Genomic DNA, 23,426 nt, shown 5'->3' with positions numbered 1-23,426 from the left:
ATGTTCAAAGTAGAAGGTAGCTCACCTGTTGTTGATTTAATGGTCCAATTGCAAAAGTTAGCCGCATCCAATAGTCAAGATACTATGAAACAAGCATTAGAAAGAAGTAATCTTATTTTCGCAAAGGAATCCAAAGAACTGAAAGATGTAACGTTCGATGAAGCTGTTAATTGGTACTTACAGAGCGCTGAATTCGCGCGGAAGAGTCAAGCTACCCAAAAAACATATCGGTCTGAATTGAATCAATTTGTATCGTTCATTAATTCACTTACGCAAGCCCCCTCTTTGCGTTCATTCGAAGAGAGTCCCAAAGTATTGCTGGATTATTTAAAGACAGTTAAAGCTCAGAATACGAGATCAAAAAAAGCTTCATTTTTAAGAGATTTCTTTACTGTTACATTTACACGTTTTTTTGAAATAGATATTAAAAAGATTAAACAAAACCTGGTAGTTAAAGTTGGATTTGATGAAAATCTGCCAAAAGCTTTCACAAAAGAACAAGTTGAAGAAATTGTTCTTTTGTCGCGTCTAACTAACGAAGGATTAAGAAATTTCGTTATCTTATGGACTTTTCTTGGCAGTGGTATTCGCTTAAATGAGCTCACTCAGTTACAGATCAAGGATATTTGCTACAACTCAAAGAATATTGAAGTTCGTGTTAAGGGGAACAAACTTAAAAAAGTCCCTCGAAACATCACTGCTACTTCATTAGAATTACTTAAAAAATATATCAGTTTTAAATACGCGGCACTTAAGAATCGTCCTAATTACACTGACTTGTATGTATTTTCTACTGGTAAAGGAGATAAACCGATTAGTGATAGTGCCGTTCAGAAGATGTTAGATGGGTTAATTTCAATGGCACAGACTATTTCTGATAAAGAAAAAGAACGTTTATCCGTTCACTCTTTACGGCACTCTTTTGCATTGTTTGCTTTAGAGGAAGGAGTTGATATTGTCAGTATCTCAAAATTCCTCGGACATAAATCATTAAAAACAACAACTATTTATCTACAGTTATTTAACAGTATGCTACTGAATGCAATCGAGAAACATCCGTTCGCCCGTTCGTTAGCAGCTAATTTATTTGATTGAGGTGAAGTATAGAATGGTCACTGAGATTGTGTTTGACTCAACTTATTTTAAAGCTTGGAATGATCACTCAGGTTTGAAAAAATCAGCGCATTTAGCAACCATAAAGATTCTCGCTTCACTTCAAGAATATCTATTGCAACAAGGTTTTGAAGGCCATCTGGATTTTGATAGATTTTCATATTATGTTGAATCAAAAGATTTTGAACCGATTAACAAAAAGTTCATTGATCAATTTGTACAATATCTTGTATCATCTAATCCAAAGCTTTCGAACAAAACTATTTACAATAAAATTAGTTATCTGAAGGGGTTTTTCAACTTCCTTGAAAGAGTGAATATGATAAGCCACAATCCAATGGCGCATTATAAAAACAAATATTATGAGCGAAATATTAATATTAATTACTTGTCAGAGGTTGAGTGTAAAGACATCCTCAAAATAGCTATTCTGGAGGAGCCCTTCTCCAAGTATTATTATTTGTTATTCTGGACAGCCATTACAACAGGTCTAAGAAACAATGAAATATGTTGTCTTACATTTGATCAGATCAACTTTCAAAATAACATGGTGATAGTAAACAAAGGGCAAAAAACCAGTGTTAAGGGAATCGCTATTCCTAGATTCTTAGCGAATGAACTGAGGCACTTCAAACATTACAAAGAGACTATAGAAAAAGACTTTAGTCCACTCGTGTTCTCGAGGAAAGAACGTAAACTATCGCATCATAAGTTGGTATCTATAGTCAGTTCCATATCTACAAAAGCTGGGATTGAAAGAAAGGTAATTCCTCATGATCTCAGGAGAACGACTGGATTTCTAATGCTTAAAAGTGGAGCTAACTTGAGGGCAATTCAACAACAACTGAGGCATGAATTATTAGGAACTACGCTGGAATATCTATCAATTTCGGATAGTTTGATATTGGATGAGGATTAAGCAAAATGCCCTGCCAAGTTAATTTGGACAGGGCATTCATATTGCGTTTTTAAATTTAATTTGAAGCAGTAGTTAGATGTTTCCACGCCATCTCGATATGAGAGTCTTTAAATACTTTCTTCTTTCGATCATTCCATGCTTTAAAATGGTCAATTGCACGGCTTACATCTGTTCTGGCATCAGGATAGTGTTTAATGATCCAATCGGTTGTAGCTAATAATTCAAGTCCATAAGGCGTTTCATAGCCTTCAATTATTCTTTTTGTATTCTCAAGTCTTTGCTCAGAGGTGGCATCTTCTATTGAGTTCAAAAAAGCTTCCGCCTCCTTAACAACTTCAGGCAACAAATAGATCTGCGCATCTCTGTTTCGGTCTCCATAACCTCTTATAAAATGCCCTTCGAGTCGCTGAAGAACATGATTTAGATTATCTGCATATGGACCGTATTGGGCACTTACAAATCTTAACTTTAAATCTTCGCCTGACTCTTGTAGAAAATAGGCGAGCTTTTGAATCTCCAACATAGATAATTTGTATCCCGGGGCAGCATACAAGTTCATTAGCATTATGAGAAGAGCTCTAGCCCGTGTTAATTTTGGTTTTTCAGTTCCTACACGCATTTTGTCCGGCTCCGGACTACCCTCGGGAGGGTAAACCATAAATAAGACATCCGGCACCTCTTGAGCTGATGCTTCTATTAATGGTTTTACTTGATTCCAGTCCAATCCACCATTACCGCAACCTAAAGGTGGGACTGCGACCGACTTGATTCCATTCTCTTTAATAGTGTCTATAAAATCGATAAGCCCTGACTTTATATCCTCAATTTTGGACTTTTCCTTCCAATGCCGTTTTGTTGGAAAGTTAATTATATATTTAGGATTGAGCATGTATCCTGTAGGGACCACAAACATTTTTCCAGGCATGACTAAATTGTTTTTACATGCTTTTGCATATTCCTTAAAATTACCGGGAAAGGCTTGTTTAAATTGTAAGGCTATCCCCTTCCCCATAACCCCGACACAATTCACTGTATTTATCAGCGCCTCTGCCTCAGCTTCTAACAAGTTTCCTTTTTTATATTCAATCACATTCTCACCACCTTAATAATACCAATCTCGGCGTACTTTGACGGGAATATAAACTTCTTTTTCCTGAATGATCTTTGATGTTTGTTCATGAATACTACTGTTGATTACACCGATTTCAAGTATACTAGCTAATGGAAAATACTCGAAGGCTAAGAACTCAGCCTGCCGTTTTCGCTTCCTATCCGGATAATCTGTAGTATCATGCCAATATCGAGAGTTCATTATGCCCCAGTCAATTTGATTTAAATCCTCGGCGTCATTATAGAATTCAGAATAATTAATGATTGCATGTCCATCAGTGAATACGAATGGGATTTGATCAGAGATAACTTGCTGTATAGTAGATACAAGATAAATAATCTGGCTTTGTCCCTCTTGATATTGCGGAACATTCCCTTGATTAATTGTGTACAACATAGGAGATCGCGGTGCAAAATAAAAAGGAACATAATCATGTAAATTACCATATGGAGGTAAAGGTACTTGCTTCTCCGAACGTCTGGACTGGATTTGCTCAAAAGCAATATTAACAAATGAGCTGCCATCCTTCTGTAACTTATTAATGCTGAAGAGACCATTGTTCCCCAGTATCGAGTGTAGATTTTCAACGCTCGTAATATGATAAATTAATGTTGGGTTCGGGACCATTATCCTACACTCCATGTCAAATTCACATTTTTAAATGTTAATTCGACAAAAGATCAAGTTTTCCTCTTAGCCCATAGTATATATTCAATCACGAACAAGATGAGAATATACGTTTGCTTAATATCTATTATACTTATTTTTTGCAATCCAGTCAAAAAACAAGTAATACCTCTTTGCTGTCATTTAAAAGGCTGAACTCCTAATCAAAATCATCGGAAATAGGTAGCTCACGTTTACACACATCACATTTCACAATAATGTATGTACCCCAGTCCCGATGGAACAAATGTAAAAGCAAACTTTGCCCCGCTAAAATCAACTGGTTTACATTGATCCAAGTTAGTTATTCTTCTCATCATATCTTCACTAATTACAAATTTTAATGAATCACCCAAGTTGCTTTTTTTATCCTTCAAATCACTTCACCTCATACCTTCACCAAATAAACTTTGATTCCTAATAGTAAGCGATTTAGAATTTGTGTTCAACTTTAAACTTTTAGCAATTGAATATTTACAAATTCTCATGTGATTTACTTCATAAAAAAAGCCACATACATTGATGTGACTTCATAAATATAAACCATGATTAGAAGCAACACTATTGTAATTAGAATTTCATTCTCGATGCAGCGGGCTGCAAACGTAGCCAATTGGGTTCCCTTGTTGGGGCGGTAGCTTTCAATGGCCTTGATGAGTCCGATCGTCCCGATGGAGATGAGATCCTCCATGTCTTCGCCGGTGTTGTCGAATTTCTTGAGGTTGTGGACACGAACCGATGTCAAATTTTTATGCGATTCTGTGATTTCTTGCGTGGTTGCAGCTTTTGCATGCATGCTAGCAAGCTTCCACCCACGCATTGGATTAGATGCGCTTGCTGTTTTGTGTTCGGTGAGTTACGAGGATGCGAATGTACAACATAGAATAGGTTATCGGTAAGTATAAATGATTAAGGTCATGGCCTCTAAACGAAGAAATGGCGAGTTCAATTAAGGAGTAGGTTTAAGCTTTTGTCACGGTCAACATCTTACATGCTTGCGTTTAAAACCAACCTGCCCTTTGTCGACTGCCTTTTGAATATTTTCGTAAGCGTGAAGAAATTTGCTTTTTGCCTTATCCTTATTGACTTCTACTGGGCCTACAGTCCTTGCGGTCTCACACGCTTTATCATGAAGAGGCACATAGGATACCGCCACTGTGTATAAAAAGTTGTTCATTGCGTATTTAGTGCGTTCTGGAGAATCATGAATCGTATTTTTCACCATCTCAAGCATATCGGCAATTTTGCTTTCGGAAAATTCATCGTCCGGTCGATTGCCGAGCAGCCAGCAGTAACAGCTCCAGCCCGCTGACATTCTCAGCTCTTCACCGCTCGCGATCCATTTATCGGCAACCTCTTGTGCAATATCCGCTTCTGCCAAGGTTACTGCAACTACATAATCAGACAGCATATAAAAATAAGCCGCATCCATCCATCGGTCAAAATCGGCTTCCGTCATTGCATTGGGATCGGCAATGATCCCGGCAAAATACATGGCGTCGTAATTCCCCGTCGCGTAAAGCTGCTCAGCTAGAGGCTGATTTATTTTAGTTTTCTTGAAGATAGGCTTCATTGCGCCGGTAGCCACGCCAAAAAGCGGTTCCTGCGCACCATTCGAGCTGTATATTTTCTTGGTTCGTTCCTTGCCGAGCGCTTCAAGCTCCTGCATAACCATTTCTACATCCATTGTTTAACACTTCCTTTTTTCGAAGTACTCTCATCAAAGTTATCATTAGTAGTACTGGATAAAGAAAGTGTACTGTACGGATTTCCCTGTCGCAAGCTCAGTATCCCTTCAGACTTTCTGATCTTACTGGTTCTTATCCAAAAAAACGAGGCATCCCTGGCCGTAGAACGGCAGCAAGACGCCCCATGTCATATACTTTCTATTAACCTTGTTACGCGCAGATTTTACTTTACTTAAATATCCAAGTTACGCAAGGACTTGACTTCTCCCGCGTCCGAGATGCCCAGCTCCATGGCGATCTCCCGCTGCGTTCGCTCCTCTCCTCCCGTGTCCAGACCGAAACGACCGACAACTACCTCTTTTTCCCGGTCATCCAGCATACCGAGATTGCATGATGAGCAACGGCTTCCAGACGGAGCGCAGCACATTGTCCACAATCTCGGACTCCAGATTCCGGCGTCTGACCCGGTATAGGTTGTCTCCGCCCTCGTTTAGCGCGAGCATGGAATCGAACGCGCCTTGGGAGAGTCCCCATTCGGAAAGGGGCACGCTGAAGCTGAAGCCGGTCGAATACATGAACCTTTCGTATTTGGCAGGCGTGAGGGTATGCTCATTGATATCCGAGCCTTTGTTCGTTCCGAAAGCGCAACAGTGTATGACGGTTTATGCGGATGAAGTGCGCTTCCATCAGGCTCCGGCGCAGCAGTTCATCGTCCACGCCCAGTTCCACGGTCGTAGAAGGGCCGTGCACGGTGCGCAGCAGACTGCGGATTTCATCCGGTCCGGGAATTTCCGAGATGCACCTGCGGAGCTGTTCTCCCTCAGGATGTTCCCGGAGCTCCGGCAGTCCTTCAAGCTTGTGATAAAGCGCCGATATTTCGGCGCAGGCCACGCCGACTTTGGCACCGTGCAGGAGCTGTCTTCTGCCCGTACGGATATACTCCATTTCCCAGTAGTGGGACAGGTGATGCTCCGCGCCGGAGGCAGAATGTGACTGGCCGAACAGGAGAATCGCCAGACCGGACTGGAGGAGAGCTTCTGTCAGAATCCGGATGCCCTCCTCGGTCCGTTCGCCGATTTCTTCCGCGTGGCCGACGCAGGCCAGCAGGGATTGTTCCGTCAGCCGGGCAACGGTTGGCGAATAAGGCTCGCCTGCGGTGAGGCTTCCGAATTTCCAGTCGAACAGCGACGTATATTTGCCCAGCATGTCGCCGAAGCCCGCTGCGATCATGGATGCAGGCGCGCTGCGCAGCAGCTCCGTGTCGGCGAAGATGGCAATCGGGCCGGCAGCGGGAACGGTAATTTTATTGCCGCGGATGATGAGCGGCGAGCCGTTCGAGGTGAAGCCGTCCACCGAGGGAGCAGTTGGCACGGAGACGAACGGAAGACCGGCCGTGTACGCGGCATATCTGGCGATGTCGGTCAGCGTCCCGGAGCCGGCGACAATGACGCTGTCGGCTTTTTGCTGCTGGATGGCCAGCAGCACCTCCACCACAGAGGCTTCGTCTGCGATGACGTCGCCCAGAGCGTTCGGAGTCACCAGAGAGACTCCGGCCGGTATCCTGGCGCCGCCAAACTGCTGCGCCAGGAACTCGCCGGCTGCAGCGAAGGTGTTGCCGTCGGCGACAAGCAGCGGAGAGCGCCAGCCCTGCTCCGCGGCATAAGGCGTCACAGCGTTCAGCGCGCCGCGCCCGACCGAAATTACCTCTGGCAGCGCCGCTGCCGTTCCGCCCATCTCTTCTGCCGCCGCGCGTATTCGTTCCAATAATACTGCCATGTCCATCCTCCCTTTCTGTCAAATTGAAATCAGGACAATTTCCAGACCATATCGTTCAGGCGCAGCTCACTGCGGAAAGCCCGCGTGTTCGTGTCCTTGTCGATAACTACACATTCAATGCCCGCCATCTCGGCAAAATCGATCAGTTGCTCCGTCGTCACTACGTAGGAAAATCCGGTATGGTGCGCGCCTCCGGCAAGAATCCACGCTTCCACGCCTTCCTTCAAGCTCGGCTCCACCTTCAAGAGCACACGGGCTACCGGCAGGTTCGGCATGGCTTCCTTGGGCTCTACCGCTTCCACCTCATTGACCAACAGGCGGAAACGGTTACCAAGGTCGATGATCGAAGCGTTGAGCGCGGAGCCCGAGCGGCCGTTGAACACCATGCGTGCCGGATCTTCCTTGCCGCCGATTCCGAGCGGATGCACCTCAAGACGCGGCTTATCAACCGCGATGGTCGGGCAGACTTCCAGCATATGGGAGCCGAGCACCAGCTCATTGGCAGGGTCGAGATGATACGTATAGTCCTCCATGAAAGAAGTTCCCTCGTTGCCGGCGATAATCTTCATGAGCCGGACAAGCGCCGCCGTCTTCCAGTCACCTTCGCCCGCAAAGCCATAGCCCTGCTCCATCAGACGCTGGACCGCAAGGCCCGGAAGCTGTTTCAATCCGTGCAGATCTTCAAAGGTGGTGATAAAAGCTGTGTATCCGCCCTTTTCCAGGAACGACTTTAGTCCAAGCTCGAGGCGGGCCTGATAACGGATCGAGTTCCGTACGGCGTCTTCATTCACGCCTCCTTGCTCGAAATCATACAGCCGAGCGTATTCTTCCATCAGATCGTCGATTTGCTCTTCCGTAACCGCGTCGACACGCTCCACCAGGTCGCCAACGCCGTATCCGTCCACTGTCCAGCCGAATTTGATCTGGGCTTCCACCTTGTCGCCTTCGGTTACGGCAACGGAACGCATGTTATCGCCGAAGCGGGCCACTTTCAGCGAGCGGCTCTCATTGAAGGCGACCGCCGTGTTCATCCAACTGCCGACACGGCCTCTGACTTCCCCGTCCTCCCAGTATCCGACTACCACCTTGCGGGCAATTCCCATCCGCGCGCCGATAAAGCCGTATTCGCGGTCGCCGTGCGCGGATTGATTCGTGTTCATAAAATCCATGTCGATGCTGTCCCACGGAATGTCGCGGTTATATTGAGTGGCCAGATGCAGCAGCGGTTTGCGGAGCTGGGACAGGCCGGCGATCCACATTTTGGCCGGAGAGAAGGTGTGCATCCAGGTGATGACCCCCGCGCAAGCCTCGTCGCTGTTCGCCGCAATGGCAAGCTTGACGATTTCATCCGCAGTTGTCAGCACGGGCTTGAAAATAATTTCAAATGGGATGCCGGAATCGGCGTTGAGCCCATCCGTGATCGCGCGCGAATGTCCGGCCACTTCCTCAATCGTTTCCGGGCCATACAAATGCTGACTGCCTGTCACAAACCAAAATTGATACGGTTTTACGGTTAGCATCTAAAGTTCCTCCTAAATTAAATGGATAATTGCCGTTGCTCGGTATTAAGCCTCTTCCTTAATCGCTTTCAAAGTTTTCATGACGTTGTTCCCTCCGCGGCCGAAATAATCATGCAGCCGGGAGTACTCCTGATACAGCTTCTCGTAGATTGCCACATTTTCTGGAATCGGCTTATAAGATTCCTCCCGAATGCGGGCCATTTTCGCTGCCGCTTCCATTATCGTGTCGTATCCGCCCTGTTCCGAACCTGCCGCAACCGCCGCGAACATCGCCGCGCCCAGCGCCGGTGTCTGCTTGGAAGCCGCAACCTTAATCTCGCGGTTCGTCACATCGGCATAAATTTGCATCAGGAGCCGATTCTTCTGAGGAAGCCCGCCGCAGGCATACAGCACATCCACGGTTACGCCGGCGTGATGGAAAGCATCGACGATTTTGCGTGTGCCGAAGGCGGTCGCTTCAAGCAGTGTGCGGTATATTTCTTCCGGCTTCGTCAGCAGCGTGCAGCCGAGCAGAAGGCCGGTGAGGTTCGTATCGACAAGTACGGAACGGTTGCCGTTCCACCAGTCCAGAGCGAGCAGACCCGTCTGACCCGGCTTGTAGGCGGCGGCGCGTCCCTCCAGCCAAACATGAATGTTTACGCCCTCTTCGGCCGCTGCTTCTTTCACATAAGCCGGAACTGCTTCTTCCACGTACCACTCAAAAATATCGCCGACCGCCGACTGTCCCGCCTCATAGCCGTAGAATCCGGGAATGATCCCGTCCTCTACCACGCCGCACATACCTTCCACTTCCCGCTCCGTCTCGCCGAGCAGCATGTGGCAGATAGAGGTTCCCATCGCCATGACCAGCTTCCCAGGCGACACCACACCAACCGCCGGCACGGCGGCATGCGCGTCCACGTTGCCGACCGCGACGGCCGTTCCGGCCTTCAGCCCTATCATTTCAGCCGTCTGCGGCGTCAGTCCTCCCGCTTTTGTGCCCAGCGGCGCGATTTCGCCCCGCAGCTTCGTTTCCGTCAGATTCTCCAGCCGGGGGTCTAGCGCTTTGAAGAACTCTTTATCCGGATAACCGTCTTCTTTGTGCCAGATTGCCTTATATCCGGCCGTGCAGCTGTTGCGGACAATGTTACCGGTCATTTGCGATATGACCCAATCGGTCGCTTCCAGGAACTGATCTGCAGCATCGTAAATCTCCGGCGCTTCATTCAGAATTTGCCATACTTTAGCCATCATCCATTCGGATGAGATTTTACCGCCGTAGCGCGGCAGCCATTTCTCTCCGCGCTCCTTGGCGATGCGGTTGATTTCTTCAGCCTCCGGCTGGCCCGCGTGATGCTTCCACAGCTTCGTCCAGCTGTGCGGATTCTCCCGGTATTCCGGCAGCAGACAGAGAGGCTCGCCTTCTTCATTGACCGGCAGCATTGTACATGCCGTAAAGTCGATCCCGATGCCGACTACTTCGGCGGGGTCAATGCCGGACTCGCGGATTACTTCAGGCACCGAACGTTTCAGCACTTCGATGTAGTCCGCGGGATGCTGCAGAGCCCAGTCATACTCAAGCTTCATGCCGGTTCCCGGAAGCGTCTCGTCAATCACATGATGGGGGTAAGGCGTCACATGATCCGCCACTTCGCGGCCGTCCGCCAGATCGACCAGCACGGCGCGACCGGATTGAGTGCCGTAGTCGACGCCGATTGCATATTTTTTGCTCATCTGAAATTCTCCTTTGGGGAAATGGGATCAGTTCTGTCCGTAATAAGCGCCCGCTCCATGCTTGCGCAGGAAATGGCGGTCTAGCAAATGCCCGTTCATCGGCTGAAGGCCGGGGTTAAGCTGAAAGCTTTGGATGGCCATTTTGGCTACTTCCTCCAGCACGACCGCGTTGTGGACCGCTTTGCCCGGGTCCTTGCCCCAGTTGAACGGCGCATGGGAGTGGACGAGCACACCCGGAATCATATCCGGATTCAATTCTGCGAAGGTTTCGACAATCACGTTGCCGGTTTCCAGTTCGTAAGCGCCTTTGATTTCTTCCTCCGTCATCGGACGGGTGCACGGCACCTCGCCATAGTAATAATCGCCATGCGTCGTGCCGAGCGCGGGTACACCTCTTCCCGCCTGCGCCCAAGCCGTCGCGAATGGGGAATGGGTATGGACAACTCCGCCGATATTCGGAAAAGCCTTGTACAGCACCAAATGAGTCGCGGTATCCGAAGACGGCTTGTACTTGCCCTCCACGGTATTTCCTTCAAGGTCTACCACAACCATGTCGTCCCGGCTCAGCTTGTCGTACTCCACACCGCTTGGCTTGATGACGATCAACCCCCGCTCCCGGTCAACCCCGCTGACATTCCCCCATGTAAACGTTACCAGATTGTAGCGTGGCAGCTCGAGATTCGCCTCCAGCACCTCTTCTTTCAATTGCTCCAACATCTCCGCAAGCCTCCCTATGAAATGAGGTTATAAGTTCCTGCTTTGTATCCCCATTATACACTTGTACGTACATTTGGTCTATAACGATTTATGAAAAAAATGCAAATGTACGTACATTATAAATTCATAATTAAGGTTCCTATGCAGCGTGCATTCATGCATGCAAAAAACACCGCACCGGATCGGCGCATGAGAGCCAATCCGGTACGGTGCATCGTACGGTAAGTATGCGTTTTAGGCTTGCTGTACCTCGGAGCCGTCTTACTCGACATGCTTACTTCTAGTCGGCGGCGCCCTTGCCTATCGCCTTTGTCGATCCTCTTAAGATCAGCTCCGGCTTGTAGATGATGTCAAGAGGCGCCTCGGAGTTTCGGCCCTCGATGATGCCGATCAGCATCTCCGCCGCCTCGATACCCATTTGCGTCTTCGGATGACTCAGTGTTGTCAGCTTTACTTCTGTCGCCGTTGCCAGCGATGAGTCGTCGAAGCCGATAATCGACAGATCACCGGGTACGCTGAGTCCCCTCTGCCGCGCCGCCTCCAGCAGCAGCACCGCCAGTTCGTCGTTGTAACAGACGAACGCGGTGGGCCGCTCCCCGCCCTGAAGAAGACCCAAAGCGGCTTCATAAGGCACGGTCTGCTTCTCTTCCGACGTGTAATGCGTTACCGTGCCGTCTCCGAACGGCAGACGGTGCTTGTGCATCGCCCGGATGAATCCCTTCAGCCGGTTCGCCCCCTGCAGGTCATCCGTCTTGAAGAAGCCGGCAATCCGCGTGTGCCCCAGCTCGATCAAGTGCTCCGCCGCCATGAAGCCGCCTGCTTCGTCATCCACCTTGAGGCAGGGACAATGAAGCTCGGGGTAGCGCTCATTAATCATAATATAAGGGATATTGTGAACATCCAGCGAAAGGAAGAGGGGCAGATTCGGGTTGCCTTCGGCACTTTTAGTCGGTTCGATGATCAGCCCGCTGATCGGTTGACCGATCAGCTGCTCCAAATTTTCGCGTTCTTTCTTCTTGTCATTGTCGGTGCTGGACAGCATCAGGCTGTACCCGCCGGCCCTTAGCCGGGCCTCCGCGCCCCGCACAATATGCGGAAATATATAATCGGAGATATGAGTGGTCATCATGCCAATCAGGCAGCCGCGCTGCTGAAGCTGGCGCGCGGGCTGCCGGGCGATAAACGTTCCCTTTCCCTGAACCCGGTACAATAGGCCTTCCTTCTCCAGTTCGCCCAGCGCCTGTCGAACAGTCTGCCTGCTCATGCCGAACCTTCCGGCGATTTCATGCTCGGAAGGCGCTTTTTCATCCGGCTTCAGCTGCCCGGATTCGATCCAGGACAGCAGTTCCCGCTTCAGCTGCATATATTTCGGTATTGCTTTCTCCGTCATTGTCCACCTCGGGGCATCATTGGAATAATACAAGTTATTATATCACAATTAACTTGTAAGTACATGAGGTTCGAACCGATGGACTGATAGCTAAAGACTATTTCATTGCTGGAGTGGGCTGAAGAACCGATATGGACCCTGTCCCGATGAAAGAGTTACATATAGAAACAAAATAAGTACGGAAAGCTGAGGCAGACCATGAATCCGATTAGACGGCATGAAATGATTATGGAAGTGATGCTGAATAAAATATTCTGACGGCCTCTTGACCTTAAACGGCCTTATTCACCGCTTGCCATAGCCCGCCGCCCGGCAGCGGACAGCCCCGTTCCCTGAGCCTTGCCACGACCGGGATGATGCAGCCGCATACCCGGCAGGTCACACCATCCTCCAGCTTTGGACAAGTTCGACATGCCCGAAGCCGCTCATTATAGACCTCATCCGGCACGCACTGGTCAGGCGAGAACATCGATGACTTCAGGATTCGCTCCATTTGGGCTTCGGTCAGCTTGTATTCCTCCCTGCAGCCCTTGCATGACGATTCGGCAGCCATTGGAGTCACACCCGGCCCGGTGACGAAAGCTCCAGCACGGTTACCGATATCGGCGGCAGAACGGCGGATAACACTTCGCCTTCCAGCTTGAACGCGGTGAACGGCTGCGGTTGTACCCGATCCGGCAGCTCAAAGGTATTGTGGGCGTCGATCGCATCGCCTGTGAGGACTTCGCCTTCAACCGTCAACGTTTCCCTCGCAAGCCCGCGAATGTCCAGTGAAGCTTCGGCAGCTTCGATGTCATTCAAATTGCACAGACTGATATGAATTTTCCCTTCGCTATCCCTCGAAGCCGTGGCGGACACAGCCGGTATTTCAATGCCTTCATAAATATAGCTTCCGCTTTCAAGTGTCAGATCAAGCAGCACCGCATCCTGATGAACCTTGTACATATTGAAGACATGATAAGTTGGGGTCAGCACCATTTTCTCGCCTTCCGTCAAAATGACGGCCTGAAGCACATTGACGGTCTGGGCAATATTAGCCATCCGAACGCGTCCGCTGTGCTTGTGGAAAATATGGAACGTCAGCCCCGCCACCAAGGCGTCGCGCACCGTATTCTGCTGGTACAAGAAACCCGGAGTGGTGCCGGGTTCCACATTATACCAGGTGCCCCATTCATCCACAATAAGGCCCACCCGTCTGTCCGGGTCGTATTTGTCCATGATCGCACTGTGCCGCGTAATGAGCTCATCCATGCGCAGAGCTTTTTTCAGAGTAGAGAACCATTCCGACTCATCGAACCCCGTTGCATTCCCTTTATCTTCCCAGCGCTCTTTCGGAAGAGTGTAGTAGTGGAGGGTAATGGAATCCATGTAACGCCCCGCTTCGCGCATCACAACTTCCATCCAGTTGTAATCATCCACATTGGGGCCGCAGGCGATCCGGTGGATCTTGTTATTTCCGTAATTTCGCACATAGGTCTGATAACGGCGGTATAAATCCGCATAATATTCAGGACGCATATTGCCGCCGCAGCCCCAGTTCTCATTGCCCACTCCAAAATAAGTCACCGCCCACGGTGCTTCACTTCCGTTCTTCGCACGCAGTTCCGACATCGGCGACACGCCTTCAAAGGTCAGGTATTCCACCCATTCGGACATCTCCTGCACGGTGCCGCTCCCGACGTTGCCGTTAATATACGGTTCACACTCAAGTTGTCTGCACAGCTCCATAAATTCATGCGTGCCGAAATGATTATTCTCGACCACGCCGCCCCAATGGGTGTTAATCATCCGCTTCCGGTCTTCACGCGGGCCGATCCCGTCCTTCCAGTGATATTCGTCGGCAAAGCATCCACCCGGCCAGCGAAGCACCGGAATCTTGATCTGTTTGAGCGCTTTCACAACATCGTCACGAATTCCGTTCGTGTTCGGAATGGCCGAGTCCTCTCCCACCCAGATGCCTTCATAGATGCATCTTCCCAGATGCTCGGAGAAATGACCGTAAATATTGCGGTTGATCGTTCCTTTGCCGATATCAGCGTTAAGCACACCCTTTAGAGCCATGAAGCGTTCACCCCTTAATTAATATATTTATTAATTAATTTATATTTTCATAAATAATTATATGTATATTGGGTCTCTCCCGTCAATTTTATTGCACATATCTTAATGAATCTTTCTTTTTAGTTGTTAAAAAAACGAAACTTGAGTAATATATTTATTAATCATAATGAAAAGGCGGCAAAGGATATGAAACTTGATCTTTCCGAAAAATCATTACCCGTATACGAAGCGCTGGCCAGCCCGGTGCGTCTTCACATTCTCCGTCTGCTTGCCGAACGCCCGATGAACGTCAAGGAGCTGGCAGCCGCCGTGCATCTGTCGAGCGCCATTATGACGATGCATGTCCGCAAGCTTGCAGAGGCTGACCTTGTGACGACCCAAATGGCACCTGGAAAAAGCGGCTTGCAGAAAATATGCTCTCTGGCGGCTTCGTCCGCGGAAATTATATTTCCGACGACCGGAGGGTCGGTACGCAAAAGCTACCGGACCGAAATTCCTATCGGACAATATTCCGATTTTCATATCGAGCCTACCTGCGGCCTGGCAACAACGGGAAAAATCATCGGCAGCTTTGACGACCCCCGGTATTTCTGGGATCAGGATCGCGCAAACGCAGCTATTCTTTGGTTCGGCAAAGGCTTTATTGAGTACAAAGCGCCCAATTTTCTGTTGTCGAGCCAGCAGCCCCAGGAACTGATGCTCACCATGGAAATTGCTTCGGAGGCACCGGCGACGAATAACAACTATCCGTCCGACATTACCTTTACTTTCAATGAATGCCTTCTCGGGACCTGGACCAGCCCCGGGGATTACGGGGACCGGAAGGGCAAATTCACACCCGATTGGTGGCCGGAGAGCATCAACCAATATGGGCTGCTGAAACAATTGCGGATAACGGAGGAGGGCACTTACATGGACGGCCTCAAGCTGTCTGATGTGAAGCTAAGCGATGTGGATATCCTGCGCAAGCAGTGGACGATCCGGCTGTCCGTAGAAGAGGATGCGCTGCATCAAGGCGGGCTTACCCTTTTTGGCAAAGGATTCGGCAATTACAATGAGCATCTTGTGGCAGAACTGTTTTATTCTGAGAGGGCTCCGGATGCTCGCTAACCAACGAAAAGAGGACTTCCGGGAATATGAGGAGAGATTGTCTGTGATTACCAACATGGGTACTTACGGCTTCCGCTTTGCGGAAGATAAGGAGATATCTTTATGCGGGTTGTTCGCGGCGGGACATGAACAGGCCCTGAATGAAGCCTATTACTGGGAGGGACAACTTCGCAACGACGGTCCTCTTCTGTTATTCCAATATACAGTTACCGGAGAGGGCATTTTCGAGTCGGAGGGCCTCACACACCGCATCGGGCCAAGAAAGGCTTTCCTGACGGAGATTCCCGGCAGTCACCGGTATTATTATCCGCCCGATGCCGAGGAGCCTTGGGAATTCTATTTTTCGACTGACACCTATATCACCGCAATATAATGCTATTCATCTGTCCAGATCACTATAGATTTCTGCCTGATTCCTTTCTATTATAGGTTTGCAAAGAGCAATAATTGCTATCTAATCTAGAGAAGGAGCTTTGACATGAACCACAAAAATGCAGCACCACTGCCACCCCGAGGCTGGAACAGCTGGGATTGCTACGGAGCGGCGGTAACGGAGTCGGAAGTCAGAGGCAACGCGGAGTATATGGCAGAGTATCTCAAGGCATATGGTTGCGCATGCACCATGACAGCTACGGCGCTAGGGAAGCGCTTCACGAAGGCGACTCCATCGTCTGGACGACACTGGAAACCGGCGGCACGCGCTACGCCGCGCTATTTAATACGGGGGAGACGCCTCTGGACTATGCCATCCTGCCGGAGCAGATCGGTTTCACCGGTTGGACCGGAGGCATGGAACTTTGGAGCCGGCAGCCTGCCGTAGTGCGGGACGGATGCTTGACGGCAACCGTCCCCCCGCACGGCGTCCGGCTGTACCGGTTCTAGCAGGCGAGAGATAACCGGTCGGGAATGCTTAGCTTTTGAACAGCGCCTCCTATTACAAATATGCCGCTATCCTTATTCAAACACCTTCCTTTTTGACACAAAATCCGACTTTCTCTTATTTACCCCGACGCGTCCGGCGGATAAGATTGTGACAGTCTCCTATCGGAGAACGTTATTCCTACACGGAGGGGTTAATAAAAATGAAGAGTATTTCGACGATAAGAACGGCCTTGCGGGACTTTGGCATGAACCAGGTACAACTGACCGGAGCTTATTATGTGAATGCTTTTGAGAAAGAAATGGCGTATCTGCTAAGCTACGACGCGGATCGTCTGCTGGCGGGGTTCCGTGAGGTCGCCGGATTGCCGGCCAAGGCCGCTGTCTATCCGGGATGGGAAACTACAGAGATCAGAGGCCATACATTAGGCCATTTTTTAGTCGCACTCGCGCAGGCTTACGAACAGAATAGAACCCCCGAGCTGGCTGCCAAACTGGAATATATGATAAATGAATTATCCGCCGCTCAACTGGGTAACGGATATCTGTCCGCATTCCCGGAGACCCTGTTTGATAATGTGGAGAACAGAAAGCCGGCCTGGGTTCCCTGGTATACGATGCATAAGATTATCGCCGGCCTGATCGCCGTTTATAAGGGAACGGGTATCCACAAGGCTTATGATGTAGTGAACAAGCTGGGAGATTGGGTCGCGGATCGCACCTCCAGATGGCCCTCAGAATTGCAGGCCACGGTACTGGCAGTGGAATATGGCGGTATGAACGATTGTCTCTATGACCTGTATAAATTGACCAAGAATAAGCGCCACCTGGACGCGGCCCACATCTTCGACGAGGTCAGCCTGTTTGAAGCGATACGCGATGGCAAGGATGTGCTAAAGGGCAGACATGCCAATACTACGATCCCGAAATTTATAGGGGCTCTGAACCGCTATCTGACGTTGGGCGAGAGCGAAGTCTTTTACCTTGAGGCCGCGGAGAAATTCTGGGACATGGTCGTCTATCACCACAGCTACATTACAGGCGGCAACAGCGAGTCTGAGCATTTCGACCAGCCTGATGTTCTTGACGCCAAACGCACCGACATCAATTGCGAAACCTGCAACAGCTATAACATGCTGAAGCTTACGAAAGAATTGTTCAAATTAACGCGGGATGTAAAATATTCTAATTTTTATGAAACCGCTTATATCAACGCCATCCTTTCGTCTCAGCATCCGGAAACAGGGATGACAATGTATTTTCAACCGATGGCCACGGGGTATTTCAAAGTATACTCTTCGCCTTTTGAGCATTTTTGGTGCTGCACGGGAACCGGTATGGAAAGCTTCACCAAATTGAATGACAGCATCTATTTCCAACTGGATCGGCAGTTATTTGTAAACCAATATATCAGCAGCCAATTGAATTGGTCGGAACAGGGGGTACACATCACCCAAACTACGGATCTTCCTTACACCGACACGGCTCAATTTACCATTGAAACGACCGATCCGCAGGGACAGCGCTTCTCACTGTTTCTACGTGTACCGGATTGGGCTGCTGGTGAAATCACAATTACGCTTAACGGCCAAGCCGTTCAGCCAGAAGTTAAGAATGGCTATGCTCTTGTTGAACAAGTCTGGAAAAATGGCGACACCTTGCAGCTCGGAATCCTGGTGAAGGCTGTCTGCTTCTCCTTGCATGACGCGCCGAATGTCGTCGGCTTCAAGTACGGTCCGGTGGTACTGAGCGCCGCGCTAGGCACAGCGGGTATGGTCGAATCCACTACCGGCGTTAACGTCTCGGTGGCAACCCGGCAGATGCTGGTCAAAGATTTTATTATTCCCGCCGGGATGAGCGTACAGGAGTGGTTCAACAGCCTCGATCAGAACTTCGTCAGGGTAAACGATAAGTTGGATTTTGTCCTTCGAAATACAGACGAAGATGAACATCTGGTTTTCACGCCTCACTACAAACAGCATAGCGAAAGATACGGCATCTATTGGAAATTCATTGAGGCAGGTTCGCCTGAACTGCGGGAACACCTTGAGAAGATCCATCAGGAGCAGCGGCTTAAAGAAATTACCCTTGACCATGTGCAAGTGGGCAATGACCAATACGAGCTGGAGCACCGCATTAAAGGCGAACGTACGAATGCCGGCAGCTATGAAGGCCTCAATGGAAGAAGAACGGAGACGGGCGGCTGGTTCAGTTATGAAATGAAGGTACTGCCCGGACAAAAGAACGGACTATTGGTCACCTTTAACCATCTGGAAAACGACAGAACTTGCGAGATTTGGGTAAACAATCACCTGCTGGCGACGGAAGGAAGCCCCGGCGAGTCCAGAAAACGGGAATTTTACGACAAAGTATTGGAAGTTCCTGCCGATATGATTGCCGAAGGTCAAGAATCTATTGTGGTCAAGTTTGTCACTGCCAGCGGCCGCTTTAAAGGCATATATGGCATTTTACGGACCATAAAGCTGTAAGCTCCCCAGCTTTGGCTGAACACCTGCCGCTGTGCAATTCGTTTGAGAATCGCACAGCGGGTATTTCGTATTGTGGGGCACGCTCGGTTGGAGAATGAAATGGGAAGCCCTCTTTGCTCGGTTTTGCCGTTCACAATGCCTGCCCAATTGGACATCCAGCATACACTTGTGATTACGATTCGTCCCCCCTCTTCCTGAAAAAAATAGAAGCTGCTCATATTCGCCTTCTTCTCGACACTCGAACCGCTCTCTTGTATGGCATTCTATTATTCTTTTATATAAAATCTCGCCGTTTCTTCCCAATACTCACCCGGCTTTAAACTTTTGACTATGTTTTCACAATCCATACCTCTGAGGAGCTGTTCGGTCGAATACCACATCTTCTTCCAGAGTGAAGGGATAGCCTTTTTAAGAATTAAGCAGCCGGTTGGCATAGGCATTCCGATAATCTGTCGGTGTGAGTCCCGTAATTTTTTTGAACGCTTTGGTGAAGGATTGGCTGTCAGGAAAAGCAAGCTGCATGGCAATATCGATGATTTTTTGATTGGTATCGGACAGCAGATACTTGGCAACCTCCATCTTGTCCTGCAGCATAAACTGTTTCACAGAAATCCCCGCTATTGAAGAAAATAAACTGGAGAGGTGTTTGGCGTTATATCCGAAGTGCTGGGCTACCTGATTGGCTTTCAAATTTTCATGACGGTTCCACTTGATGTAATCCACAATGTCGTTGAATAGCTGCTGTTTCGTTTGTTTTCCGGATGGATTGTGAAAAAAGAACATCTGATTATACAACTCGCACAAAATGCCGGTACTCAGGTAATTGTTTAAGGATTCCTCTCTGTAGCTGCGAATGGAATCCTGCAATTGCTTCAGCATCACAATAAGCTTCTCCGGGCTGCGAAGCACCCCCTTCTGGGGAATGACAATCACACCGGGCTCATACACATGATCAAAGTCATCGTCCCTAATCGTTTCGCAAGCTTGTACGGAGAAATGCAGCCAATAGAAGCTGCAATCGGATGGCTGGTAACCGCTCTGTTGGGTGCGGGGAGGCATGAGCAGGAATTCTCCCTCCTTCAAGGCTATACGTTCCGAATCGCGGGAGATATACAAGGTGCCCCGGGTCTGAATAAACAGTTCATATTCCAGTAAAGTCCGGGGCATATGCTTCCATTGGGAATTTGGCGATACAAACTTCCCTGTCATTACCATCATGACCGGCACATCCACTCTGAATCGGTAAAATATCATAAATGATTCCCTGCTCCCTAGACTTTTTAACACTCCAAACGAGAACAGTTTAGCAAAAATATTAGTTAAAATCCAAGTTTGGCATGGACTTTTCTGATAAGCAGAAAAACACCTATCTTCAAACCTCTCCCTTTTTGACACAGAATCCATCTAGGCTCTAGTTGATATTAGCAGCAAGAATGTCGATGGATATGCCTTCTTGAAGGTGTTTCTCGAAGACTTACTTAAAATCCTATGAATGCTTAAGATGGGTTGAACCCTTTTTTGACATAAAAAAACCCCTATGCAGTTTTTTTCGGCTTTTTATAACCGTGTCTACATAGAGGGTACCAGTTCCAATATTTCCAAGTTTTTCGACTTACTAATTGCATGACTTGAGACCAGCTACACAACGATTCTATGTCAATTTTCTAACGTTTCGCCTTATAAAACTCATGGTACAGCTTCATCAGCGCACGCTTCTCAATCCGCGATACATAGCTGCGGCTGATCCCCAGTTCCTTGGCGATCTCCCGCTGTGTCCGCTCCTCTCCCCCAGTGTCCAAGCCAAAACGGCCGACCACCACCTCTTTTTCCCGGTCATCCAAAATATCAAGATTGCGGTAGATCTTGCTCTTCTCGATCTTCAGATCAACCTCTTTAATCACATCGTCCGTTTCCGAGCCGAGGATATCAATCAAGGTAATTTCGTTGCCTTCTTTATCCGTACCGATGGGGTCGTGCAGCGACACGTCCTTGCGTGTTTTTTTGAGCGAGCGGAGGTGCATCAGGATTTCATTCTCGATGCAGCGAGCTGCAAACGTAGCCAATTTGGTTCCCTTGTTGGGGCGGTAGCTTTCTATGGCCTTGATGAGCCCGATCGTCCCGATGGAGATTAAATCCTCCATGTCTTCGCCGGTATTGTCGAATTTTTTAACGATATGCGCAACCAGCCGCAAGTTATGTTCAATCAGCAAATTCCGTGCCTTGGCATCACCCTCGGCCATCATTCCTAAGTATTTGCTTTCTTCCTGCTCGGTCAAAGGTTGGGGAAACGCATTGTTCCTTACATAAGATACCAGCAGCGACAGTTCCTTGATCAACAGTGCAATGGTGCTAAGAAATCCGGGCACTTTGGCGACACCTCCCGCACATGTACAATGAAACCGGTCAGTCATTCTTACGGGTTCACGGTCACTTCATTGTATGTGGGTGAATGCCTAGAAGTGCATGTACCGCGAAAAATAGAAGCACGAATTGAACACTCCCCCACTTAGCTAACACTTGAAGTGGGAGATTCTTGGGTAATCCCTTCTACTGAGGGGAATTCATATCGATATTTTCTCTCGAAAAATCGTATACCAAGCGATCCCTGCGGTTCCCGCAGTTTTCCTAAGGAAAATCTGTACTGATTTTCCCAGAGTTTTAAGATTTTTGCCTTAGCAAAATATCTAAAGGAAAGAAGGGGTTGACGTTAAAACAGCAAGGCTTTTGATGTTCTGTGCGGCATTTTCATCTCGATCATGAAGGGTATGGCACGATGGACATTCCCATTGCCGCACAGACAATTTCTTTACTTCGGAATGGATATAGCCGCATACATGACACCTTTGGCTCGTGGGGGCGAACGTGTCGGCAGTCTTCACCGTACGTCCATACCATTCCGCTTTATACGAAAGCTGACGGGCAAATTCACTCCAGGACGCATCGGCGATGGATTTGGCCAGCCGGTGATTTTTGAGCATGTTCGCCACTCTCAGATTTTCGATGCTGATCGTTTGGTTTTCACGAATCAGCTTTGTGGTGAGTTGATGCAAAAAATCACGACGGCTGCTCGCGATCTTTTCATGGATTTGGGCAACCTTCTGTTTGGCTTTCTCCCAATTGGAGCCCCCTTGGTTACGGCGAGCCATGCGGCGTTGCCAAAATGCAAGTTTTTGTTCATATTTGCGAAACACTTTGGGATTGGCAACCCGCAGCCCATCAGAGCAGACCGCAAATTTCTTGAGTCCAAGGTCAACGCCAATCTCCTTATCGATCTGCGGGAGAGGATTCATTTCCACTTCGCAGAGGATGGATACAAAATACTTGCCTGCCGCATTGCGCCGCAGGGTAGCTGAAAGAATGTGACCTTCACACGCTCTGGAGTTGGCAAAGCGAAGCCAGCCAAGCTTCGGAAGTTTAAGCCGGTTTCCATCGATAGCAATGTTATCATTTGTGTATTTGGTGGTGTAGCTTTGCACAGGATGCTTTCGGCTTTTGAAACGCGGGGCCTGATTTTGTTTCTTGAAGAAACGTTCAAAGCTGTCTGCCACGTTCCGCACCGCCGATTGCAAAGCAATGCTATCAACCGACTGCAACCAATCAAATTGCTGTTTGAGTGCAGGAAGCTGTGTGGCACAGGTATTATAGGACAACCCTTTCCCTGTTGCTGCATAGGTTTCGTTCCATTTGACTAAGAAATGATTGAAGACAAAACGGCAACAGCCAAACATTTGATGGATGAGTTGCCGTTGCTTTGGATCGGGATAGATACGATATTTGTAAGCTTTATGTACCAACATGCCACAGAGCCTCCTTTTATGTAGGATATTTCCATTATAGCACATATGTTCGCTATCAACCAAAAAAACCACCGATTCATCTCCTCCCTATAGAGGAAGGGTCTTCTCGGCTTATTTAAGATAAACTTATTTCCGACATCGATTATTCGGAGCGGTATAGCTGGCCGCATGCCGCGTTAATGTCCGATCCGAATTGAGTTCGGACCGTGACGCTGATACCCTTTTGAATTCAAGATCCGAACAAACGCTTTAATCTGATTAGGATCAGATTGCCGATAGCTGTCTGGCGTAACTTCGGTCGAAATGTATAAACTTTATTCAAAATAGACATTTTATATACTTATTGTTTACTCTGTTTTATTCCAGTGATATAATCTGATCAGGTTAAGATGAAGGAGTGGTTAATGAAGTTAAAGAAAGCCGAATCCTATCGTTGCACTGTTTTAATCAAAGTAGTATGGGCAATTCACAGGATCC

At 48.4% G+C, this 23,426-nt stretch carries 19 protein-coding genes and 5 pseudogenes; 7 read left to right on the top strand and 17 right to left on the bottom strand.

All coding sequences use genetic code 11. The features are described 5' to 3' along the window. Both PUR_RS07775 and PUR_RS07770 read left to right on the top strand, forming a co-directional pair. Complete coding sequence (locus PUR_RS07775) at positions 1-1,095, top strand: tyrosine-type recombinase/integrase (RefSeq protein ID WP_179034746.1); 1,095 nt, start codon at positions 1-3, stop codon at positions 1,093-1,095. 13 nt (positions 1,096-1,108) lie between these two features. Continuing rightward, positions 1,109-2,032 (top strand): tyrosine-type recombinase/integrase, encoded by a 924-nt coding sequence (locus tag PUR_RS07770; RefSeq protein ID WP_179034745.1) that lies wholly within the window; start codon positions 1,109-1,111, stop codon positions 2,030-2,032. A gap of 55 nt (positions 2,033-2,087) precedes the next feature. Here PUR_RS07770 and darG read toward each other — a convergent pair whose 3' ends face one another. From darG to PUR_RS07705, 13 genes and pseudogenes are all read right to left on the bottom strand, one after another. After that, the gene (gene darG, locus PUR_RS07765; protein ID WP_179034744.1) at positions 2,088-3,122 is read right to left on the bottom strand and encodes a type II toxin-antitoxin system antitoxin DNA ADP-ribosyl glycohydrolase DarG; all 1,035 of its coding nucleotides are present in this window, start codon (positions 3,120-3,122) and stop codon (positions 2,088-2,090) included. Between the two features lie 12 nt (positions 3,123-3,134). Next, positions 3,135-3,770 carry a type II toxin-antitoxin system toxin DNA ADP-ribosyl transferase DarT gene (gene darT, locus PUR_RS07760; RefSeq protein WP_179034743.1) on the bottom strand — a complete coding sequence of 212 codons (636 nt, stop codon included), beginning with the start codon at positions 3,768-3,770 and terminating at the stop codon, positions 3,135-3,137. 607 nt (positions 3,771-4,377) lie between these two features. Then, positions 4,378-4,605: pseudogene (locus PUR_RS07755) on the bottom strand (sigma factor); the annotation flags it as partial. Between the two features lie 183 nt (positions 4,606-4,788). Next, positions 4,789-5,496, bottom strand: coding sequence for a DNA alkylation repair protein (locus tag PUR_RS07750; protein ID WP_179034742.1), 708 nt, complete (start codon positions 5,494-5,496; stop codon positions 4,789-4,791). Between the two features lie 275 nt (positions 5,497-5,771). Next, positions 5,772-5,885 (bottom strand): annotated as a pseudogene (locus tag PUR_RS07745) (sigma factor-like helix-turn-helix DNA-binding protein); the annotation flags it as partial. 13 nt (positions 5,886-5,898) lie between these two features. Then, a pseudogene (locus PUR_RS07740) lies at positions 5,899-6,150 on the bottom strand (DUF2264 C-terminal domain-containing protein); the annotation flags it as partial. After that, complete coding sequence (locus PUR_RS07735) at positions 6,107-7,273, bottom strand: sn-glycerol-1-phosphate dehydrogenase (RefSeq protein WP_179034741.1); 1,167 nt, start codon at positions 7,271-7,273, stop codon at positions 6,107-6,109. The gene PUR_RS07735 and the pseudogene PUR_RS07740, both read right to left, overlap by 44 nt. Before the next feature lie 29 nt (positions 7,274-7,302). Beyond that, complete coding sequence (gene araA / locus PUR_RS07730; protein ID WP_179034740.1) at positions 7,303-8,793, bottom strand: L-arabinose isomerase; 1,491 nt, start codon at positions 8,791-8,793, stop codon at positions 7,303-7,305. A 45-nt stretch (positions 8,794-8,838) separates the two neighbouring features. Beyond that, positions 8,839-10,506, bottom strand: coding sequence for a ribulokinase (locus tag PUR_RS07725; protein ID WP_179034739.1), 1,668 nt, complete (start codon positions 10,504-10,506; stop codon positions 8,839-8,841). 27 nt (positions 10,507-10,533) lie between these two features. Then, complete coding sequence (gene araD, locus PUR_RS07720) at positions 10,534-11,223, bottom strand: L-ribulose-5-phosphate 4-epimerase (protein ID WP_179034738.1); 690 nt, start codon at positions 11,221-11,223, stop codon at positions 10,534-10,536. A 280-nt stretch (positions 11,224-11,503) separates the two neighbouring features. Beyond that, the gene (locus PUR_RS07715) at positions 11,504-12,613 is read right to left on the bottom strand and encodes a GntR family transcriptional regulator (RefSeq protein WP_179034737.1); all 1,110 of its coding nucleotides are present in this window, start codon (positions 12,611-12,613) and stop codon (positions 11,504-11,506) included. Between the two features lie 271 nt (positions 12,614-12,884). Next, positions 12,885-13,166 (bottom strand): DUF6171 family protein, encoded by a 282-nt coding sequence (locus tag PUR_RS07710; RefSeq protein ID WP_179034736.1) that lies wholly within the window; start codon positions 13,164-13,166, stop codon positions 12,885-12,887. Between the two features lie 5 nt (positions 13,167-13,171). Beyond that, positions 13,172-14,674, bottom strand: coding sequence for an alpha-N-arabinofuranosidase (locus PUR_RS07705; protein ID WP_179034735.1), 1,503 nt, complete (start codon positions 14,672-14,674; stop codon positions 13,172-13,174). A gap of 186 nt (positions 14,675-14,860) precedes the next feature. Here PUR_RS07705 and PUR_RS07700 point away from each other — a divergent pair, with 186 nt between their 5' ends. The 5 genes and pseudogenes from PUR_RS07700 (at position 14,861) to PUR_RS07685 (ending at position 19,152) form a co-directional block, all read left to right on the top strand. Beyond that, positions 14,861-15,784 carry an ArsR/SmtB family transcription factor gene (locus PUR_RS07700; RefSeq protein WP_179034734.1) on the top strand — a complete coding sequence of 308 codons (924 nt, stop codon included), beginning with the start codon at positions 14,861-14,863 and terminating at the stop codon, positions 15,782-15,784. Between the two features lie 43 nt (positions 15,785-15,827). Then, positions 15,828-16,157, top strand: coding sequence for a cupin domain-containing protein (locus PUR_RS07695; protein ID WP_179034733.1), 330 nt, complete (start codon positions 15,828-15,830; stop codon positions 16,155-16,157). Positions 16,158-16,262: 105 nt separating this feature from the next. Continuing rightward, positions 16,263-16,394 (top strand): annotated as a pseudogene (locus tag PUR_RS25985) (alpha-galactosidase); the annotation flags it as partial. Positions 16,395-16,399: 5 nt separating this feature from the next. Beyond that, positions 16,400-16,666 carry a hypothetical protein gene (locus PUR_RS07690; protein ID WP_179037802.1) on the top strand — a complete coding sequence of 89 codons (267 nt, stop codon included), beginning with the start codon at positions 16,400-16,402 and terminating at the stop codon, positions 16,664-16,666. Positions 16,667-16,866: 200 nt separating this feature from the next. Continuing rightward, positions 16,867-19,152, top strand: a complete 2,286-nt coding sequence (locus PUR_RS07685; protein WP_179034732.1) for a glycoside hydrolase family 127 protein — start codon at positions 16,867-16,869, stop codon at positions 19,150-19,152. 408 nt (positions 19,153-19,560) lie between these two features. Here the strand turns inward: PUR_RS07685 and PUR_RS07680 are convergent, their stop codons facing one another. The 4 genes and pseudogenes from PUR_RS07680 to PUR_RS07665 form a co-directional block, all read right to left on the bottom strand. Further along, positions 19,561-20,406 carry an AraC family transcriptional regulator gene (locus PUR_RS07680; RefSeq protein ID WP_179034731.1) on the bottom strand — a complete coding sequence of 282 codons (846 nt, stop codon included), beginning with the start codon at positions 20,404-20,406 and terminating at the stop codon, positions 19,561-19,563. Between the two features lie 410 nt (positions 20,407-20,816). Next, complete coding sequence (gene sigK / locus PUR_RS07675; protein ID WP_124696917.1) at positions 20,817-21,518, bottom strand: RNA polymerase sporulation sigma factor SigK; 702 nt, start codon at positions 21,516-21,518, stop codon at positions 20,817-20,819. Positions 21,519-21,836: 318 nt separating this feature from the next. After that, positions 21,837-22,949 (bottom strand): IS200/IS605 family element RNA-guided endonuclease TnpB, encoded by a 1,113-nt coding sequence (gene tnpB, locus PUR_RS07670; protein WP_179034730.1) that lies wholly within the window; start codon positions 22,947-22,949, stop codon positions 21,837-21,839. Positions 22,950-23,091: 142 nt separating this feature from the next. Beyond that, positions 23,092-23,251 (bottom strand): annotated as a pseudogene (locus PUR_RS07665) (23S rRNA (adenine(2503)-C(8))-methyltransferase ClbB); the annotation flags it as partial. Positions 23,252-23,426: the final 175 nt, after the last annotated feature.

The organism is Paenibacillus sp. URB8-2 (genome assembly GCF_013393385.1).
In the GTDB taxonomy this organism is placed as follows: domain Bacteria; phylum Bacillota; class Bacilli; order Paenibacillales; family Paenibacillaceae; genus Paenibacillus_AQ.
This window is presented reverse-complemented; position numbering and strand designations above follow the sequence as displayed.

Excerpts from the sequence above, each read along its gene's own strand:
- tnpB (WP_179034730.1), bottom strand. The coding sequence starts at position 22,949 with ATGTTGGTACATAAAGCTTACAAATATCGTATCTATCCCGATCCAAAG.
- PUR_RS07775 (WP_179034746.1), top strand. The coding sequence starts at position 1 with ATGTTCAAAGTAGAAGGTAGCTCACCTGTTGTTGATTTAATGGTCCAA.
- PUR_RS07680 (WP_179034731.1), bottom strand. The coding sequence starts at position 20,406 with ATGATATTTTACCGATTCAGAGTGGATGTGCCGGTCATGATGGTAATG.
- PUR_RS07735 (WP_179034741.1), bottom strand. The coding sequence starts at position 7,273 with ATGGCAGTATTATTGGAACGAATACGCGCGGCGGCAGAAGAGATGGGC.
- PUR_RS07690 (WP_179037802.1), top strand. The coding sequence starts at position 16,400 with ATGCACCATGACAGCTACGGCGCTAGGGAAGCGCTTCACGAAGGCGAC.
- PUR_RS07725 (WP_179034739.1), bottom strand. The coding sequence starts at position 10,506 with ATGAGCAAAAAATATGCAATCGGCGTCGACTACGGCACTCAATCCGGT.
- araA (WP_179034740.1), bottom strand. The coding sequence starts at position 8,793 with ATGCTAACCGTAAAACCGTATCAATTTTGGTTTGTGACAGGCAGTCAG.
- PUR_RS07685 (WP_179034732.1), top strand. The coding sequence starts at position 16,867 with ATGAAGAGTATTTCGACGATAAGAACGGCCTTGCGGGACTTTGGCATG.
- PUR_RS07710 (WP_179034736.1), bottom strand. The coding sequence starts at position 13,166 with ATGGCTGCCGAATCGTCATGCAAGGGCTGCAGGGAGGAATACAAGCTG.
- araD (WP_179034738.1), bottom strand. The coding sequence starts at position 11,223 with ATGTTGGAGCAATTGAAAGAAGAGGTGCTGGAGGCGAATCTCGAGCTG.
- PUR_RS07705 (WP_179034735.1), bottom strand. The coding sequence starts at position 14,674 with ATGGCTCTAAAGGGTGTGCTTAACGCTGATATCGGCAAAGGAACGATC.
- PUR_RS07770 (WP_179034745.1), top strand. The coding sequence starts at position 1,109 with ATGGTCACTGAGATTGTGTTTGACTCAACTTATTTTAAAGCTTGGAAT.
- PUR_RS07715 (WP_179034737.1), bottom strand. The coding sequence starts at position 12,613 with ATGACGGAGAAAGCAATACCGAAATATATGCAGCTGAAGCGGGAACTG.
- PUR_RS07700 (WP_179034734.1), top strand. The coding sequence starts at position 14,861 with ATGAAACTTGATCTTTCCGAAAAATCATTACCCGTATACGAAGCGCTG.
- darT (WP_179034743.1), bottom strand. The coding sequence starts at position 3,770 with ATGGTCCCGAACCCAACATTAATTTATCATATTACGAGCGTTGAAAAT.
- PUR_RS07750 (WP_179034742.1), bottom strand. The coding sequence starts at position 5,496 with ATGGATGTAGAAATGGTTATGCAGGAGCTTGAAGCGCTCGGCAAGGAA.